Origin of the sequence: Pseudoalteromonas sp. P1-26 (assembly GCF_001401795.1) — a bacterium.
GTDB lineage: Bacteria > Pseudomonadota > Gammaproteobacteria > Enterobacterales > Alteromonadaceae > Pseudoalteromonas.
In genome coordinates, this window is record NZ_LKDX01000032.1 from 1 (window position 1) to 14,507 (window position 14,507).

General features: G+C 41.9%; 14 protein-coding genes. 9 read left to right on the forward strand and 5 right to left on the reverse strand.

The genetic code is table 11. From position 1 onward, the window contains the following. Window positions 1–150: 150 nt before the first annotated feature. Complete coding sequence (locus AN394_RS14810) at window positions 151–1,416, forward strand: bifunctional diguanylate cyclase/phosphodiesterase (RefSeq protein ID WP_055021891.1); 1,266 nt, start codon at window positions 151–153, stop codon at window positions 1,414–1,416. A gap of 41 nt (window positions 1,417–1,457) precedes the next feature. On the opposite strand, the gene AN394_RS14815 is transcribed toward AN394_RS14810, so the two are convergent. The 5 genes from AN394_RS14815 to coaBC form a co-directional block, all read right to left on the reverse strand. Further along, on the reverse strand, window positions 1,458–3,155 hold the full coding sequence (locus tag AN394_RS14815) for a diguanylate cyclase (protein ID WP_055021892.1): 1,698 nt from the start codon (window positions 3,153–3,155) through the stop codon (window positions 1,458–1,460). Window positions 3,156–3,291: 136 nt separating this feature from the next. Continuing rightward, entirely contained in the window at window positions 3,292–5,505 is a 2,214-nt protein-coding gene (gene katG / locus AN394_RS14820; RefSeq protein WP_054563389.1) for a catalase/peroxidase HPI, read from the reverse strand. Window positions 5,506–5,694: 189 nt separating this feature from the next. Next, window positions 5,695–8,448, reverse strand: a complete 2,754-nt coding sequence (locus tag AN394_RS14825) for a prolyl oligopeptidase family serine peptidase (protein WP_055021893.1) — start codon at window positions 8,446–8,448, stop codon at window positions 5,695–5,697. A gap of 264 nt (window positions 8,449–8,712) precedes the next feature. After that, window positions 8,713–9,300 (reverse strand): nucleoid occlusion factor SlmA, encoded by a 588-nt coding sequence (gene slmA / locus AN394_RS14830; protein WP_054554189.1) that lies wholly within the window; start codon window positions 9,298–9,300, stop codon window positions 8,713–8,715. 112 nt (window positions 9,301–9,412) lie between these two features. After that, complete coding sequence (gene coaBC / locus AN394_RS14835) at window positions 9,413–10,606, reverse strand: bifunctional phosphopantothenoylcysteine decarboxylase/phosphopantothenate--cysteine ligase CoaBC (RefSeq protein WP_055021894.1); 1,194 nt, start codon at window positions 10,604–10,606, stop codon at window positions 9,413–9,415. A 144-nt stretch (window positions 10,607–10,750) separates the two neighbouring features. On the opposite strand from coaBC, the gene radC reads away from it, so the two are divergent. The 8 genes from radC (at window position 10,751) to AN394_RS14875 (ending at window position 14,504) form a co-directional block, all read left to right on the forward strand. Then, window positions 10,751–11,425, forward strand: coding sequence for a DNA repair protein RadC (radC, locus tag AN394_RS14840; RefSeq protein ID WP_054563392.1), 675 nt, complete (start codon window positions 10,751–10,753; stop codon window positions 11,423–11,425). Between the two features lie 273 nt (window positions 11,426–11,698). Next, entirely contained in the window at window positions 11,699–11,935 is a 237-nt protein-coding gene (gene rpmB, locus AN394_RS14845; RefSeq protein WP_036973115.1) for a 50S ribosomal protein L28, read from the forward strand. Between the two features lie 11 nt (window positions 11,936–11,946). Further along, window positions 11,947–12,102: a 50S ribosomal protein L33 gene (gene rpmG, locus AN394_RS14850; protein WP_022946036.1), complete on the forward strand. Its 156-nt coding sequence runs from the start codon at window positions 11,947–11,949 to the stop codon at window positions 12,100–12,102. A gap of 228 nt (window positions 12,103–12,330) precedes the next feature. Next, window positions 12,331–12,672, forward strand: coding sequence for a 30S ribosomal protein S6 (gene rpsF / locus AN394_RS14855; RefSeq protein WP_036973113.1), 342 nt, complete (start codon window positions 12,331–12,333; stop codon window positions 12,670–12,672). 67 nt (window positions 12,673–12,739) lie between these two features. Continuing rightward, on the forward strand, window positions 12,740–13,042 hold the full coding sequence (priB, locus tag AN394_RS14860) for a primosomal replication protein N (protein ID WP_036973732.1): 303 nt from the start codon (window positions 12,740–12,742) through the stop codon (window positions 13,040–13,042). Between the two features lie 12 nt (window positions 13,043–13,054). Beyond that, on the forward strand, window positions 13,055–13,282 hold the full coding sequence (rpsR, locus tag AN394_RS14865) for a 30S ribosomal protein S18 (protein WP_002962753.1): 228 nt from the start codon (window positions 13,055–13,057) through the stop codon (window positions 13,280–13,282). A gap of 35 nt (window positions 13,283–13,317) precedes the next feature. Beyond that, entirely contained in the window at window positions 13,318–13,770 is a 453-nt protein-coding gene (rplI, locus tag AN394_RS14870) for a 50S ribosomal protein L9 (protein ID WP_054554192.1), read from the forward strand. A 302-nt stretch (window positions 13,771–14,072) separates the two neighbouring features. After that, window positions 14,073–14,504, forward strand: a complete 432-nt coding sequence (locus tag AN394_RS14875) for a type IV pilin protein (RefSeq protein WP_327077777.1) — start codon at window positions 14,073–14,075, stop codon at window positions 14,502–14,504. The last annotated feature ends 3 nt before the right edge of the window (window positions 14,505–14,507 follow it).

Sequence of the window (14,507 nt, forward strand, 5' to 3'; positions counted from 1 at the left end):
TAGCTGATAGCTGATAGCTGATAGCTGATAGCTGATAGCTGATAGCTGATAGCTGATAGCTGATAGCTGATAGCTGATAGCTGATAGCTAATTTATAGTCTATTATTTCATTTTACTGAGTAGTAATAATGTATTGGACTCGAGTTGCCCATGAAACTTAATGACGTACAGATGTTTGTTAATCCTATTTATAGGTTAATAGAAATTACACCTATCCCTGTCATTGTTTCCTCGCCTAGCGGTAAACTCGAATATGCAAACCCGGCACTAAAACAACTATTAGGTTACGAAGGCGATGAAGTGTATGCCGATGATGTTGTTATAACTCATGCTGATGACAGAGAGTTAAATAAAACCATTCGTGCCAAGCTTAATCAGTTTCCTGAGCAGCCATTACAAATTGAAAAGCGTTACATGCATAAGTTGGGTCATGCTATTTATTGTCAGCTGAATATTGTTGCTGAGATGGATAATGACGGTAATGTTGTGCGTTATATTTCGCAAATTATTGACTTAACAACAGTCAATAAAGAGGCGGCCGCGGATATTTTGCTGACCCATTTGGTTGATAAATCGAATGATGCCATCTTTGTTGCAAACCCTCAGTTTGGTCAAATCCTTAACTGTAATCAATTTGCTTATAAGTGCTTAGGTTATGAAAAGGAAGAGTTATTAAAACTAACCATTCCAGACATAAACCCTGACTACGATACCAAGGCTAAATGGCAAGAAAGGGTGGCGCGCGTAAAAGCTCAAGAAACCACTATTTTTGAGTCGAGCTTAAAACAAAAGGATGGTCAGGTTTTTCCTACAGAAGTGAGTGTGTGTCATATCGACCATCAAGGGAAAAGCTATCTCCTTGCGATTGTCCGTGACATTTCAGCTCGGAAAAATAAAGAACAGGCTTTGATTGAGCTTGCGAACCTTGACCCGCTTACTCAATTACCGAACCGTCGTTATCTAGAGCAATTATTAAATGATGTATTTAGTGAAAATGGTGATGTGGCTGAGGGAATGGGCTTTATTTATATCGACTTAGATGATTTTAAACAAATCAACGATCAGAATGGTCACGCACTAGGCGATGAAGTTTTGGTATGGGTTGCAAAGCAACTTAAAGCAGCCGTCAGAAGTACCGATTATGTGATAAGAATGGGGGGAGATGAGTTTTTAGTGACTATTTCAGGCGTAACTAATACGACGATCTTGAATCGCTTAGCACATAAAATTGCGGAGCAATTTTCAGCCCCTTTTAGTTGTAAAGGTAAGTCAATTGAAGTCACTGCGAGTATTGGCGTGACAGCGCATTTTCTCGGCGATGGTGTGTATGCAGCAAACCAATTAATTGAAGAAGCGGATGCGGCTATGTACCAAGCTAAAAAGCAACCCGGAACAACCATCATTCACTTTAGCTAAGGTTTAGTTACTTTGAAACTTGAAACTTGAAACTTTTCCCCTCAAGCAGCCACTTCAACACAATTACGGCCGTTATTTTTTGCTTTATACAATGCTTTGTCGGCAATGGTGAGGGTTTCTTTCACGGTTGTTGAAGCATGGCCAACGCTATGTATACCAATACTCACGGTAAATTGCACGGTTTGTACTTCATCAATGGTGATGTAGGTTTCTTGGGCTTTTTGGCGAATTCGCTCGGCAACTTGCTTGGCATCAAGTAGGTTACAATTGAGTAGTAACACGAACTCTTCGCCGCCGTAACGGCAGGCTATATCAGCAAGGCCTTGCTCTGAGGTGAGTATGTTGGCAAATGCGATAATGACTTTATCGCCAACATCGTGACCATATGTGTCGTTAATGTTTTTGAAGTGGTCGAGATCAGCAATTAGGAGGGTTAACTCTTGCTGATTACTTGCCATAGCAGCAATGAGTTCTTCACTTTTTCTGTCAAAGTAACGGCGGTTGTAAAGGCCTGTCATAGGATCTGTATCGACTAGGCGGTTGAGCTCAGTTTGTTGTGCTTTTATTTTTTCGAGGCTCTTAATTCGATAAGAAAGAATAAACGCCATCATTAACGCTTCGAGCAAAATACCTATGCCTACACCGTGGCTATTAATCACGTTTGCGTCGCTGATCCCTTTGTAATAAAGCACCGCCAGCATATTAAAAATAACGAACATAGAGTGGCCGAGCAAAAAGTATTTTGCCAGCGTATTACCTTTGCGCCACAGCGAAATAGATACTCCAAATGTCACCGTCATCATTAAAGCAGCCAAGCTGCTAGCAGGTTTTAAGGCACCTACAATATCGAACAAGCTATAGATAAAATCAGCAACCAGTAAGAACAAAATAATCGACAGCGCGATATGCTCTTTAGGGTAATGCTTTTTGGTTTCGAAAATGAGCATTACAAAAATCACTAAAAAGCTTGGCATGCTCAGTAAGTTAGAATTGAGTTGTAGTAGCTCGGCACTAAAAATACCAAAGAAGTTAGCAGCAACGCCATAAGATAGCGCCACCCACACCGTGCCAGAGATAAGATACAGCGCGTAAACAATGTTCTCGATTTTACGTGCCGATAAATATAAGAAGAAGTTATAAATCATCAGCGCTAACATCATCCCGACAAGTAGCGCAATGTAATTACCATTCCCGACAAGGGCCCGCTTTGAATGCTCTTCATCAAAAATAGCTAATGCAAACCACTGATGTGAAAAGGTGACGCTTTTTATATAAATTGTTTTTTGCTGGTTAGGAGCAATATAAAACGAAAACACGGCACTGCCACCAAACATGTTGGCTTTAGGCCCTGTTTTATCAAGTTGAATAACCGATTGGTTTATCAGTTGTCCTGATTGTGTTTCGTAAAAGCTGACTTCTTCTAAATGATAGGCATCTGGGTTATGCACAAATAAGCGTAGGGTATCGCTGTAGCTATTTTTTATAACTATTTTTGACCACGTCGTTTTAGCGTTGGTGCCTAAAGTAAGCTCGTTTTGACTGTTGATAAAATTTTGCTGCTGAACTTGTGAAAGAGGCATAGTGCCTGTGCTATCAATAAAATAGCTCATAGCAAATTGAGTGATGTCAACGCTACGTTGATCGATATTAACAATCGGGGAGTTATCGGCACGGCTTTGGCTAGTTATGCTTAGGCATAATGAGTAGAAAACAAGAAGCAGTAAAAAGCGCGCAATCATCCCTAATGCCTGTGTCCAAATAAATATAATGATAAAGTTTTATTTTTAACGTAATCCGCTGCCTTGTCGAGTAAAATATCAACGAAAATAAAAAAAGCCGCTAATTTAGCGGCTTTGTTGGTTGCGAAAATAAGAATTAACGTAGGTCGAAACGATCTAGCGTCATCACTTTAGTCCATGCTGCTACGAAGTCATCAACGAACTTTTGTTTAGCATCGTCAGAGGCATACACTTCAGCAATTGAACGTAGCTCTGAGTTTGAACCGAAGATTAAATCTACTGGTGTTGCTGTCCACTTAAGTTTGCCTGACTTACGGTCACGGCCTTCGTAAACACCTTCCTCAGAAGACTTAGACCACTTCGTTGACATATCTAATAGGTTAACGAAGAAATCGTTGCTTAATGTGCCAGGTTTTTTCGTGAATACACCGTGTTTAGTTTGGTCAGTATTCGCGTTAAGGGCACGCATACCACCTAGTAGTGCTGTCATTTCAGGTACTGATAAGCTTAGTAAATCAGCGCGTTCAACTAACATTTCAGCCGGTGATTTCCATGCTGAGCTGTAGTAGTTACGGAACGCATCTGCCGTAGGCTCAAGTACTTCGAATGATTCAACGTCAGTCATTTCTAATGACGCGTCCATACGGCCAGGCTTGAATGGTACTGCGATAGAGAAACCCGCGTCGCTTGCTGCTTTTTCGATTGCAGCCGCACCACCAAGAACAATCATATCTGCTAGTGAAATTTCTTTACCGCCAGATGCTTTTTTGTTGAACTTAGTTTGGATTTTCTCAAGTTTGCTAAGTACTTTAGCCACTTCTTTAGGGTTGTTTACCGGCCAATCTTTTTGCGGAGCAAAGCGAATACGTGCACCGTTTGCACCACCACGCATATCTGTGTCGCGGTAGCTTGCTGCTGATGCCCAAGCAACACGCACTAGTTCAGATACAGATAAACCTGAATCTAAGATGCTAGCTTTAAGTGACGCGATATCTTTGCTATCAACTAGCTTGTGGTCAACCGCAGGGATGTAGTCTTGCCAAATTAATACTTCTTCTGGCACTAAGTCACCTAAGTAACGAGCACGTGGGCCCATATCACGGTGGTTTAGTTTGAACCATGCTTTAGCAAATGCCAGTTCGAACTCTTTCGGGTCGTTTAAGAAACGCTCTGAAATCTTACGGAACTCAGGATCTGCTTTTAACGCGATATCAGTTGTGAACATGATAGGCGCATGACGCTTACCTTTAATGTGCGCATCTGGCACTAGGTTAGACGCTTGACCATTTTCAGGGATCCACTGAGTCGCACCTGCAGGGCTCTTAGTTTTAACCCACTCAAAGCTGAATAAGTTTTGTAGGTAGTTGATTGACCAACGTGTTGGTGTCACTGTCCATGCACCTTCAAGACCTGACGTGATGGTATCTTCTGAGTGACCTTTACCACATTTGTTTTTCCAACCTAAGCCTTGCTCTTCGATACCTGCTGCTGCTGGCTCTTTGTCTAAACACGTCGCTTTTTTCGCACCGTGTGCTTTACCAAAGCTGTGACCACCGGCGATTAGCGCAACGATTTCTTCATCGTTCATTGCCATGCGGCCGAATGATAAACGAATGTCTTCTGCTGCTAGAAGTGGATCAGGGTTACCGTGAGGGCCTTCTGGGTTTACATAAATTAAGCCCATCTCAACTGCCGCTAATGGGCCTTTAAGTTTGCCTTTTTTGTCACGACGTTCGTCAGTTAACATTTTGCCTTCAGGGCCCCAGTATACGTAATCTGGTTCCCAATCGTCTTCACGACCACCTGCATAACCGAAGGTTTTGAAGCCCATTGATTCAAGTGCAACGTTACCTGTTAACGCCATTAAGTCAGCCCAAGAAATGCTGCGACCGTATTTTTGTTTAATAGGCCAAAGTAAACGACGCGCCTTATCAAGGTTCGCGTTATCAGGCCAGCTGTTTAATGGGTCGAAACGTTGTTGACCACCGCCTGCGCCACCACGACCATCAAAAGTACGGTACGTACCTGATGCGTGCCACGCCATACGGATGAAGAACGGACCATAGTGGCCGTAGTCAGCAGGCCACCAATCTTGAGAATCAGTCAATACTTTCTCAATATCAGCTTTCACTGCGTTTAGGTCTAACTTTAAGAATTCTTTTTTGTAATCAAAGTAAGGACCCATAGGATCAGACTCTGCGCCATGGGCACGAAGTTGGCTAAGATCTAATTGCTCTGGCCACCAGAATTGGTTTGATTTGATGTCGTTTGTAGCTTGTACGCCTGTTGCCACCAACAGTGATACCGCAACAGCTACTTTAGACAAAGCTGACGTTGATTTCTTAAACATTGTGTTGTCTCCAGTTAGAAGTTGGGTGAAATATAGATTTGTTCTGATTAACTTTCCACTTACAAACTGGGGTTTAAATCGATTGATAAAATCGAAAAAATAGATGGTGTGATTGATTTTATAGAACAAAGCCAGCAAAAATGCTGGCTCTGGGGGAGGTGTGCAGTAAGCTTAAATTTAGCTTATTGCTTATTCTTCAATAAAGGGTACACCGTTTTTGATCCACTCAGCGGCTGGTTTGCCTTTTAAGTAGTGATCAAAATATTCCATCATGCGTACTGAGAAATCCACTTGGTTAGGGAATTTCTTCAGGTGATGTGGTTCACCTTCGTATTGTAAGAAGGTGGCATCATTACCCGCACGACGAAGCGCGAGGTAGTATTGAACCCCTTCGTGCCACGGCACAGCATCATCTTTGTCGCCAAACATAATCAGAATTGGGGTATTCACTTTATCGGCGAAGAACACCGGTGAGTTTTCGATGTATAGCTCTGGGGCTTCGAATAACGTTTTACCAATGCGGCTTTGCCCTGTTTCGTATTGGAACTGACGCGCAAGGCCTGATTTTAAGCGAATACCGCTGTATGCACTGGTCATGTTAGATACTGGCGCACCCGATACAACCGCCTTAAACATATCTGTTTGAGTGATCATAAAGGCACTTTGGTAGCCTGCCCATGAGTGACCTTGTAAACCAATTTTATCTGGATCAGCAATGCCTAAATCAATCAACTTTTGAGTGGCGTTGATCATCGTTTGGGTTGATGATTTACCCGGATGGCCAATTTCAAAACGTATATCAGGTAAGAAAATCGCATAACCATTTGAGGTAAACATTGGGAAGTTAGGGCGATGATTTAACTCCATTTTCGGGAAGTCATACATGCGTTGGCTCATATAGCGGTAGAAGTACACAACCACCGGAACCTTATCGCCTTTTTTGTAGCCCGCAGGTTTGATCAATACGCCTTGTAAATCTTCCCCATCAAACCCTTTGTAGCTAATAAGCTCAGGTTTTTCACCCCATGCAAAGTTGCTAATTTGTGGGTTAAGGTTGGTAACACGTTGTGGCTTTTTGAAGCTAAAGTCAGTTTGGTAGTAATCAGGGAATTGCTGATATGTTTGCGCAGTAAATAGGTATTTGTCGGCATTTTTCGCCTTTTTCACCACATCATAGCGCTTTTTACCTGAAAGTACTTTGCTCACTTTATTGCTTGATAAGTCAAGTTTGGCAATTTCAGTTTGCTTATCTTGCAGGTTCTTTGCACTTAGTAATAATGTTTCGTCTTTGGCAAAGCCCACTTGGTCTTTATCAAGTTTAATAACACGATATTGGGTATTGGTTTCTTTACCTTGAGTTAAACGGGTTGCTTTTTTAGTTGCGACATCAAAAGCCCAAATATCAAATTTACTGTAAACCAGTACTTGGCTGCTGTCGTTTAACCAGCCTGCAAAACCATAACCCGGCTGAGGTGATGGGTAGTCATGTTTATCATCAGCAAAAATAGCGTTAATTGCTTTAGATAAGGTCGAAACCTTGTTGTTACCTAAATCTTTAAGCTGTACTTGGCTGTCTTGGAAAAATGCCGCAAATTGACCATTTGGCGCAAGGCTTGGTCTAAACGGGTAGTCGCTGACGATAGCGGTTTGTTTACCGGTTTTAACATCAACACTAAAGTAATCTGCGTAGAAACCGCCATACATAACACGCTCTAGGTATGGAAGATCTGAATAACCTAATAGCGCTTCGCGATGAGTATTAAGCGAAACCTCTGGCATGTTCGGCGTGCTTAACTGCACAACGTGCTGACCGTTTACATGATATACCGCTTGGTAGTGACGAAGCTTATTCGCTTTGTTCCATTGCTGCTCTTCGCGTGGCTTAATTTCAGCGTCTTTGTTATGCCAAACGTTAAGGCCTTTTTGGTCGCGAATGGTATCGAAATCATATAAAGAGGCTTCATCTTTGTATTCTTTTGCGATAACTTTTGCAGCGAGTTTAGGATGGTTTTCAAAGTATAAACGAGCACCATCTTCAGACCATTTTAGTGATGCTGTTTTGCCAATAGTCCAGCTTCTATCTGCAGAGTGAATGGTTGAAAGCGCCCCGTTTTGTAAAAGCTGTAAGCTGTGATCACGACGGCGTGTATCATCATTAACGTAATTACCAATTAATAGCGCTGCTTTATTGTTGTTTGGTTGCCAAGCTATTTTATTTGCAACAACACCTGGCTCATCAATCAATACACTCGTTGCAAAACCATTATTAAGCGCAACTAATACAACTTGGTTGTCGGCACCATCACTGTAGCTTTGGCTTGCTAATAATTGCTCACCGGTGCTGCTAATCGCATAGCTGAATACGTTGTTTAGAGTGTGAGTGGTTTTGTCTTGAAGGTTAACAAGCACTAAATCAAAGCTTTTATCTTTTTTGTCTGGCTTGATTTCGCTGCTGTTTTCGTCTTTTTCTTCGCTGTCTTTTTTATCAGCTTTCTTATCTAGTCGATAAGCAAGCCATACACCATCATCCGATAGTGCATAGTCTTTTACATCGTTAAAGTTTTGTTGCTCACCATTTTTAGTATTCACTAAAACAAGGTTGTTTTTTAGTTCATCTTTTTTCTTGGTGGTTTCTTTTTCAAGTAGGGTCGGTACCTGAGTAAAAGCTACCCAGTTTGCTGCTTTATTAATAGTTGGGCGAGTACCGCGCTCAACGCTAGTTAGCAGGGTGTTGTTGTTTAATGTATAAACCTGACCTTGTGCATTACCGCGATAAGGGTCGGCACTAAAGCTAAGAATTTGGCCATCTTCAGAAAGTTGGGTGCCTTTTGCGTATTTAAAATCAAACACGTCTTTAAATTGCAGAGCTTCTTTCGCACTAACCTGTGCACTACCAAGGCTTGTCACCAAGGCTAAGCTCAAAAGTGATAATTGCGCTTTCATTCATCTTTCTCGTTGTTTTTTAATTGATGCACCCAGTGTAGCGTTTTTAATAAACAATTCGAGTAGATACGATAAGTGGCGTGTTTGGGAAGGTGGAAGGGGAAAGTTACGAGGGGAAAGTTAGAAAGGGAAAGTTAGTAAGCAGCTTGCTAACTTTACTCTTTCCCCTAGAAGCTCGCTAACTGTTCGGAATTCAATCTGATAGCTGACGGCTGAAGGCTGAAGGCTGACAGCTCGAACTTTACTCTTTTCCCTAGCAACTCACTACAACCAAATCTTCTGTAGCTCTGGCCATTGTTTTTCAAATTGTGCACTTGGTTTTGCTTTAAAGTCGCTGCGCACGAATTGATTCATCTTACCTTCTACATAGGCGAGTAGGAAGTTGGCTAGGGTGCTTTCGTCTGACTGGAATGCTTTACCTTCGCGAAGTTTGCGTTCGCGTAGCACTTGCTTGAACTGAGTTTCTAGCTTTTCAAATAAGCCTTGTACACGCTCACGTAAACGCTCTTGCTCACCTTGTAAGGCATCACCGGTCAAAATGCGGGTAATGCCCGGGTTTTTCTCGGCGAAGGCTAACAATAACAGCAAAATATTGTACACACGTGTTTGGCTTTCTTTCTCATTTTCTAAAATGAGGTTAATGCGTGATAACAGGGTATCTTCAATAAACTCGATTAGGCCCTCAAACATCCGTGCTTTACTCGGAAAATGACGATATAACGCAGCTTCAGACACACCTACCTCAGCCGCGAGCTTTGCGGTGGTGATACGTTGACCTGGGCTGGTTTCTAACATTTGTGCGAGTGCTTGCAGAATCTGCTCTTTGCGATTACTTCTTTTTGTCGCAGGCATGACCATTCCTTTCTTATAATTTATTACTTGCGCTGTTGGGAGTCAGACAAGCCATTTTTTGTGCAAATGAGTGGCTTATGTTAATGTTTTATTCAGTTTCTTTCCAGCATTTTTACAAACGCTTGGCAAGCTCAGTCATTACGCTCATGGCTAAATCTTTTTTACTTCCCATTGCTAAATCTAGCTGCTCATTGTGCCAGAAGAGTGTTAAAGCATTATGATCAGAATTAAAGCCAAGGCCTTCTTTTGATACGTCATTTGCGCAGATCATATCGAGATTTTTGTTCTTTAACTTACCTTGCGCATAGCTTGCAACATCTTGAGTTTCTGCCGCAAAGCCAACGGTATAAGGGCGGTTTTCGCTAAGTGCTGCGACATTAGCGATAACATCTGGGTTCTTAACTAAAGTAAGGGTTAGTTCATCGCCTTGCTTTTTCATCTTTTGCTCATGAATTGCTGCTGCACGGTAATCAGCCACTGCTGCACAGCCGATAAAAGCATCCGATTGTGCGGCCAGTTCCATTGAGGCGGTAAGTAATTGCTCAGCACTTTCTATATTAGTAAGCAGGGCATTAGCAGGTGCTTTAATTGTTACGGGGCCTGAAATCAGATTTACCTTTGCACCTAGCGCAAGTGCAGCTTCTGCAAGGGCATAACCCATTTTGCCTGAGCTGTGGTTAGAGATATAACGAACTGGGTCAAGGGCTTCTCGGGTTGGTCCTGCAGTAATCGTGATGGTTTTGCCTGCAAGTAACGGCTCAACTTCAGGTTGTGTACAAAGTGCGACTAACTCATGAGGCTCTAACATACGGCCTGCGCCTACATCACCACAAGCTTGCTCGCCTTTACCTGGGCCCCAAATAGCCACGCCGCGCTCACTTAGTGTGGCAAGATTTGCTTGTGTAGCAGGGTGGGCATACATTTGTTGGTTCATTGCAGGCGCAACCGCTACCTTTGCAGGGGTAGCCAGTAGTAGGGTTGTTAGTAAGTCATCTGCAATACCCATGGCCATTTTGGCTAAAATATTACTGGTTGCAGGGGCGACTAAAATAAGGTCTGCCCATTTGGCAAATTCGATATGACCCATTGCGGCTTCTGCTGCGGGGTCGAGTAATGAATCAGAAACAATCTCACCGCTTACCGCTTGCATAGTTAAAGGAGTAATAAAGTGTTTGGCTGAGTCGGTCATGACGACTTTTACTTCACAGTCTTGATCTTTTAAACGGCGAACAAGTTCTGCACATTTATAGGCTGCAATACCACCACTCATACCTAGCAGGATTTTTTTATTAACTGATTTTGTCATTACGTGAAATTTAACCTTTGTCGATATGGGCTAACGATAGCAAATCTTTACCGATAGCATGAAGTTTTCTTTTTTACTGACAGGCAAAAATTGGATTTTATAGTACAGTTTAATAAGTGGAATAGTTGTTTTAAGGATGAAGCAATGCCATTAACCGATTTACCTTTATCAGCAAGGCCGCGGGAGAAGTTACTTGCCCAAGGCGCCAAAGCACTCTCAGATGCAGAGTTATTAGCAATCTTCTTACGTACCGGTGTACCGGGTATGAATGCCATTGAGCTGGCTGAGCACCTGCTCGATATAAACAGCACTTTGCACGACTTATTTAATGCATCTGAACAAGAGTTCTGTGCCCAAAAGGGTTTAGGAGCTGCTAAGTATGTGCAGCTTCAAGCGGTACTTGAGCTAAGCCGGCGCTATATGCTTGAGCAATGTAAGCGCGAGGCACTATTTAATTCGCCGCAAGCTGTGTATGACTATTTAACTATTCAATTACGTGGCTTACAGCAAGAAGTATTTATGGTGCTGTACTTAGATAGTCAAAACCAGCTAATTAAAGACGAAGTACTTTTTTACGGCACTATTAATGCCGCTTCTGTGTACCCACGCGAAGTTGTTAAAGCTGCACTGCGTAATAATGCGGCGGCTCTAATACTTGCTCATAACCACCCAAGTGGGGTTGCTGAACCTAGTCAGGCCGATAAATTAATCACCACAAAATTACAGCAAGCCTTAGCCTTAATTGACATAAATGTGCTGGATCACATCATAGTGGGTGGTGAAAATTGTGTTTCGTTTGCTGAAAGAGGGCTTATATAGAGCCAACTGTATTAGAGAGTGTGTTAAAAATGAGCAGTTTAGGGCGATTTTAGAAATTAGTTTAATTTAAATGCAGTTTTTACTTTCCCTAAGGGCATTCGATCTTTATAATTAGCCGCTATCAAATTTACACATGAGCTGATTGGATAAGATCTGTTACTTGATCTTTGCCTGTATAAGCTGTATAAAGAGCGCCCTTCGATTTATCCCGGGGCACAAATACTGGCCTAAGGGAAAATTAAGCTCGAGCGAAGTTATTGGAGATATATAGACATGTCTAAAGTATGTCAAGTTACAGGTAAGCGTCCAGCGGTTGGTAACCACCGTTCACACGCGAGAAACGCGACTAAACGTCGTTTCCTACCTAACCTACAAACTCACCGTTTTTGGGTTGAAAGTGAAAAACGTTTTGTAACACTACGCACTACTACTAAAGGTATGCGTATTATCGATAAAAAAGGCATCGACGCGGTTCTTACAGAAATCCGTGCTCGTGGCGAAAAAGTTTAAGGAACTGAATCATGCGCGATAAGATCCGTTTAGTTTCAACTGCTGGTACTGGTTTTTTCTACACTACCGACAAGAACAAGCGTAACATGCCTGAAAAAATGGAAATCAAAAAATACGATCCTAAAGCTCGTAAACACGTGATTTTCAAAGAAGCTAAAATCAAGTAATTTTAGTTTTCAGAATATCAAAAACCCAGCCTCGGCTGGGTTTTTTGTTTTTAGCGTTTAGAAAATCTTAATAGAGCACAATAATCTAGCTTGGCTTGCTGTTTTATCTTGCTTAATTATCAATCTAAGCGTAAAATGCGCGCTCATTTCGGCTTATTAAATTTAATTCCTTGCCTTAAACCGACTGGCCGAAACGGTAGAAGGCTCTATTAACCGTAAGGAATATCCATGCGTCATTACGAAATCGTATTCATGGTTCACCCTGATCAGAGTGAGCAAGTACCTGGTATGATCGAACGTTATACTGGTTCTATCACTGAAGCTGGTGGTACTATCCACCGTCTTGAAGACTGGGGCCGTCGTCAATTGGCTTACCCAATCGACAAGCTTCACAAAGCTCATTATGTTCTTATGAACGTTGAAGCACCTACTGAAGTAATCAGCGAGCTAGAAACTACTTTCCGCTACAACGATGCAGTGCTTCGTAACTTAGTTATGCGTACTAAAGACGCTGTAACTGAAGCATCTCCTCTTGCGAAAGAAGAGAAGAAAGAAGCACCAGCTGCTTAATCGTTTTGAGTTCAAGCATGGCGCTTGCAGTTGAGACAAAAAGATGAGCCAACCGCTTAATCCTTATATGAATCAGCTGACACTATCTGGGGTTGTTTGTAAAACACCTAAATATAGTCAAAGCCCTGCTGGTATACCGCATTGTATTTTTGTTCTTGAACATAAATCGATGCAAGTTGAAGCAGACCTTAACCGTAATAGTTATGTCAGGCTTCAAGTTGTTGCCAGCGGCACGCCAATGCAACAACAAACTCAACAATTGCACGTTGGGCAACAAGTGCAAGTGACGGGGTTTTTAAACCGTCACGAAGGCCGAAACGGCTTAAGCCAATTGGTCTTGCATGCTCAACATATAGAAAGAATTTTTTGAGGAATTTTACTCATGGCACGTTATTTCAGACGTCGTAAGTTCTGCCGCTTCAAAGCGGAAGGCGTACAACAAATCGATTATAAAGATCTAGCTACTCTTAGAAACTATGTTACAGAAAGTGGCAAAATCGTACCTAGCCGTATCACAGGTACTAGCGCTAAATATCAGCGTCAGCTAGCAACTGCTATCAAGCGTGCTCGCTACTTAGCCCTTCTTCCATACACTGACTTACATAAGTAAGCAGCGGATTAACAGTTTTTAAAAGGTGTAGAGACATGCAAGTTATTCTACTAGACAAGATCGCAAACCTAGGTGGCCTAGGTGACCAGGTTGTAGTTAAATCTGGCTTCGCACGTAACTTCCTTTTCCCACAAGGTAAGGCAGTTCCTGCAACTAAAGCTAACATCGAAACTTTCGAAGCACGTCGTGCTGATTTAGAAGCTAAGATCGCTGAAGATCTAGCTGCTGCTCAAGCTCGCGCTGACAAGTTAGAAGCATTAGCTGAAGTTACACTAGTTTCTAAAGCTGGTGACGAAGGCAAGTTATTCGGTTCTATCGGTACTCGCGACATCGCTGAAGCTATTTCAGCTGTTGGCGTTGAAGTTGCTAAATCAGAAGTTCGTTTACCTCTAGGTACTATCCGTGAGACTGGCGAATTTGACGTAGCAATCGCAGTACACTCAGACGTATCGGCTACTATCAAAGTAATCGTTATCGCTGAAGCTTAATAGCAATATTAAGTAAAAAAAGCCGCACTTAGGTGCGGCTTTTTTGTGCCTGAAATTTATAAATTGTAGCATTTTGTACCGCTATTGCTTCTTCGTTGATCATCCAATAGTATTGGTTTCTATATTTTAAACATATAAATGCCATCCTATAATCTTACCTATTTTACAAACATACGTTCTTTTTTCTTAATTTTATTGTTCTTATCAGTATAATCGAATGAGTAAAAGTAAATTGGTTAAAATTGACACTGACAACGCTGTCATTTATATTGTGCTGGTTAAAAAGTATTAAGGGGTTGAGGTTGAAAAGTGCATTAGTACCACATGGAATGGGTAAACAAACAGGCTTTACATTAGTAGAAATTCTTATCGTGATCGCTATTTTAGGGATTTTATATAGCGTAGCATTGCCTGCTTACACTGAGCACATGCAACGTAGTCGCCGTGCTGATATTCAACAAGAGTTACTGCAATACAGCGCCAGTCTCGAACGTATTTATTCACGAAATGGCGGCTATCCTAATGCATTCGTAACCCAAAATACCGACTATTACACCTTTACCTACACAGCGACAGATAAAGTATCAGGTGCTGTAAGCGATTTTAAAAATCGTGGCTACAGTTTAAAAGCAGCTCCTAAATCGGGTTCGGCGCAAGCAAGTGATCGCTGTGGTGAATTAACCGTTAAACATGATGGAAGTTATAGCGCTTCATTTAGTGATTGCTGGGAGTAACAC

What these genes read in the sequence shown, in the direction of transcription:
- AN394_RS14815 (WP_055021892.1), bottom strand. Translation starts at nt 3,155, where the DNA reads ATGATTGCGCGCTTTTTACTGCTTCTTGTTTTCTACTCATTATGCCTA.
- AN394_RS14810 (WP_055021891.1), top strand. Translation starts at nt 151, where the DNA reads ATGAAACTTAATGACGTACAGATGTTTGTTAATCCTATTTATAGGTTA.
- rpsF (WP_036973113.1), top strand. Translation starts at nt 12,331, where the DNA reads ATGCGTCATTACGAAATCGTATTCATGGTTCACCCTGATCAGAGTGAG.
- slmA (WP_054554189.1), bottom strand. Translation starts at nt 9,300, where the DNA reads ATGCCTGCGACAAAAAGAAGTAATCGCAAAGAGCAGATTCTGCAAGCA.
- rpsR (WP_002962753.1), top strand. Translation starts at nt 13,055, where the DNA reads ATGGCACGTTATTTCAGACGTCGTAAGTTCTGCCGCTTCAAAGCGGAA.
- rplI (WP_054554192.1), top strand. Translation starts at nt 13,318, where the DNA reads ATGCAAGTTATTCTACTAGACAAGATCGCAAACCTAGGTGGCCTAGGT.
- rpmB (WP_036973115.1), top strand. Translation starts at nt 11,699, where the DNA reads ATGTCTAAAGTATGTCAAGTTACAGGTAAGCGTCCAGCGGTTGGTAAC.
- coaBC (WP_055021894.1), bottom strand. Translation starts at nt 10,606, where the DNA reads ATGACAAAATCAGTTAATAAAAAAATCCTGCTAGGTATGAGTGGTGGT.
- rpmG (WP_022946036.1), top strand. Translation starts at nt 11,947, where the DNA reads ATGCGCGATAAGATCCGTTTAGTTTCAACTGCTGGTACTGGTTTTTTC.
- radC (WP_054563392.1), top strand. Translation starts at nt 10,751, where the DNA reads ATGCCATTAACCGATTTACCTTTATCAGCAAGGCCGCGGGAGAAGTTA.
- priB (WP_036973732.1), top strand. Translation starts at nt 12,740, where the DNA reads ATGAATCAGCTGACACTATCTGGGGTTGTTTGTAAAACACCTAAATAT.
- AN394_RS14825 (WP_055021893.1), bottom strand. Translation starts at nt 8,448, where the DNA reads ATGAAAGCGCAATTATCACTTTTGAGCTTAGCCTTGGTGACAAGCCTT.
- katG (WP_054563389.1), bottom strand. Translation starts at nt 5,505, where the DNA reads ATGTTTAAGAAATCAACGTCAGCTTTGTCTAAAGTAGCTGTTGCGGTA.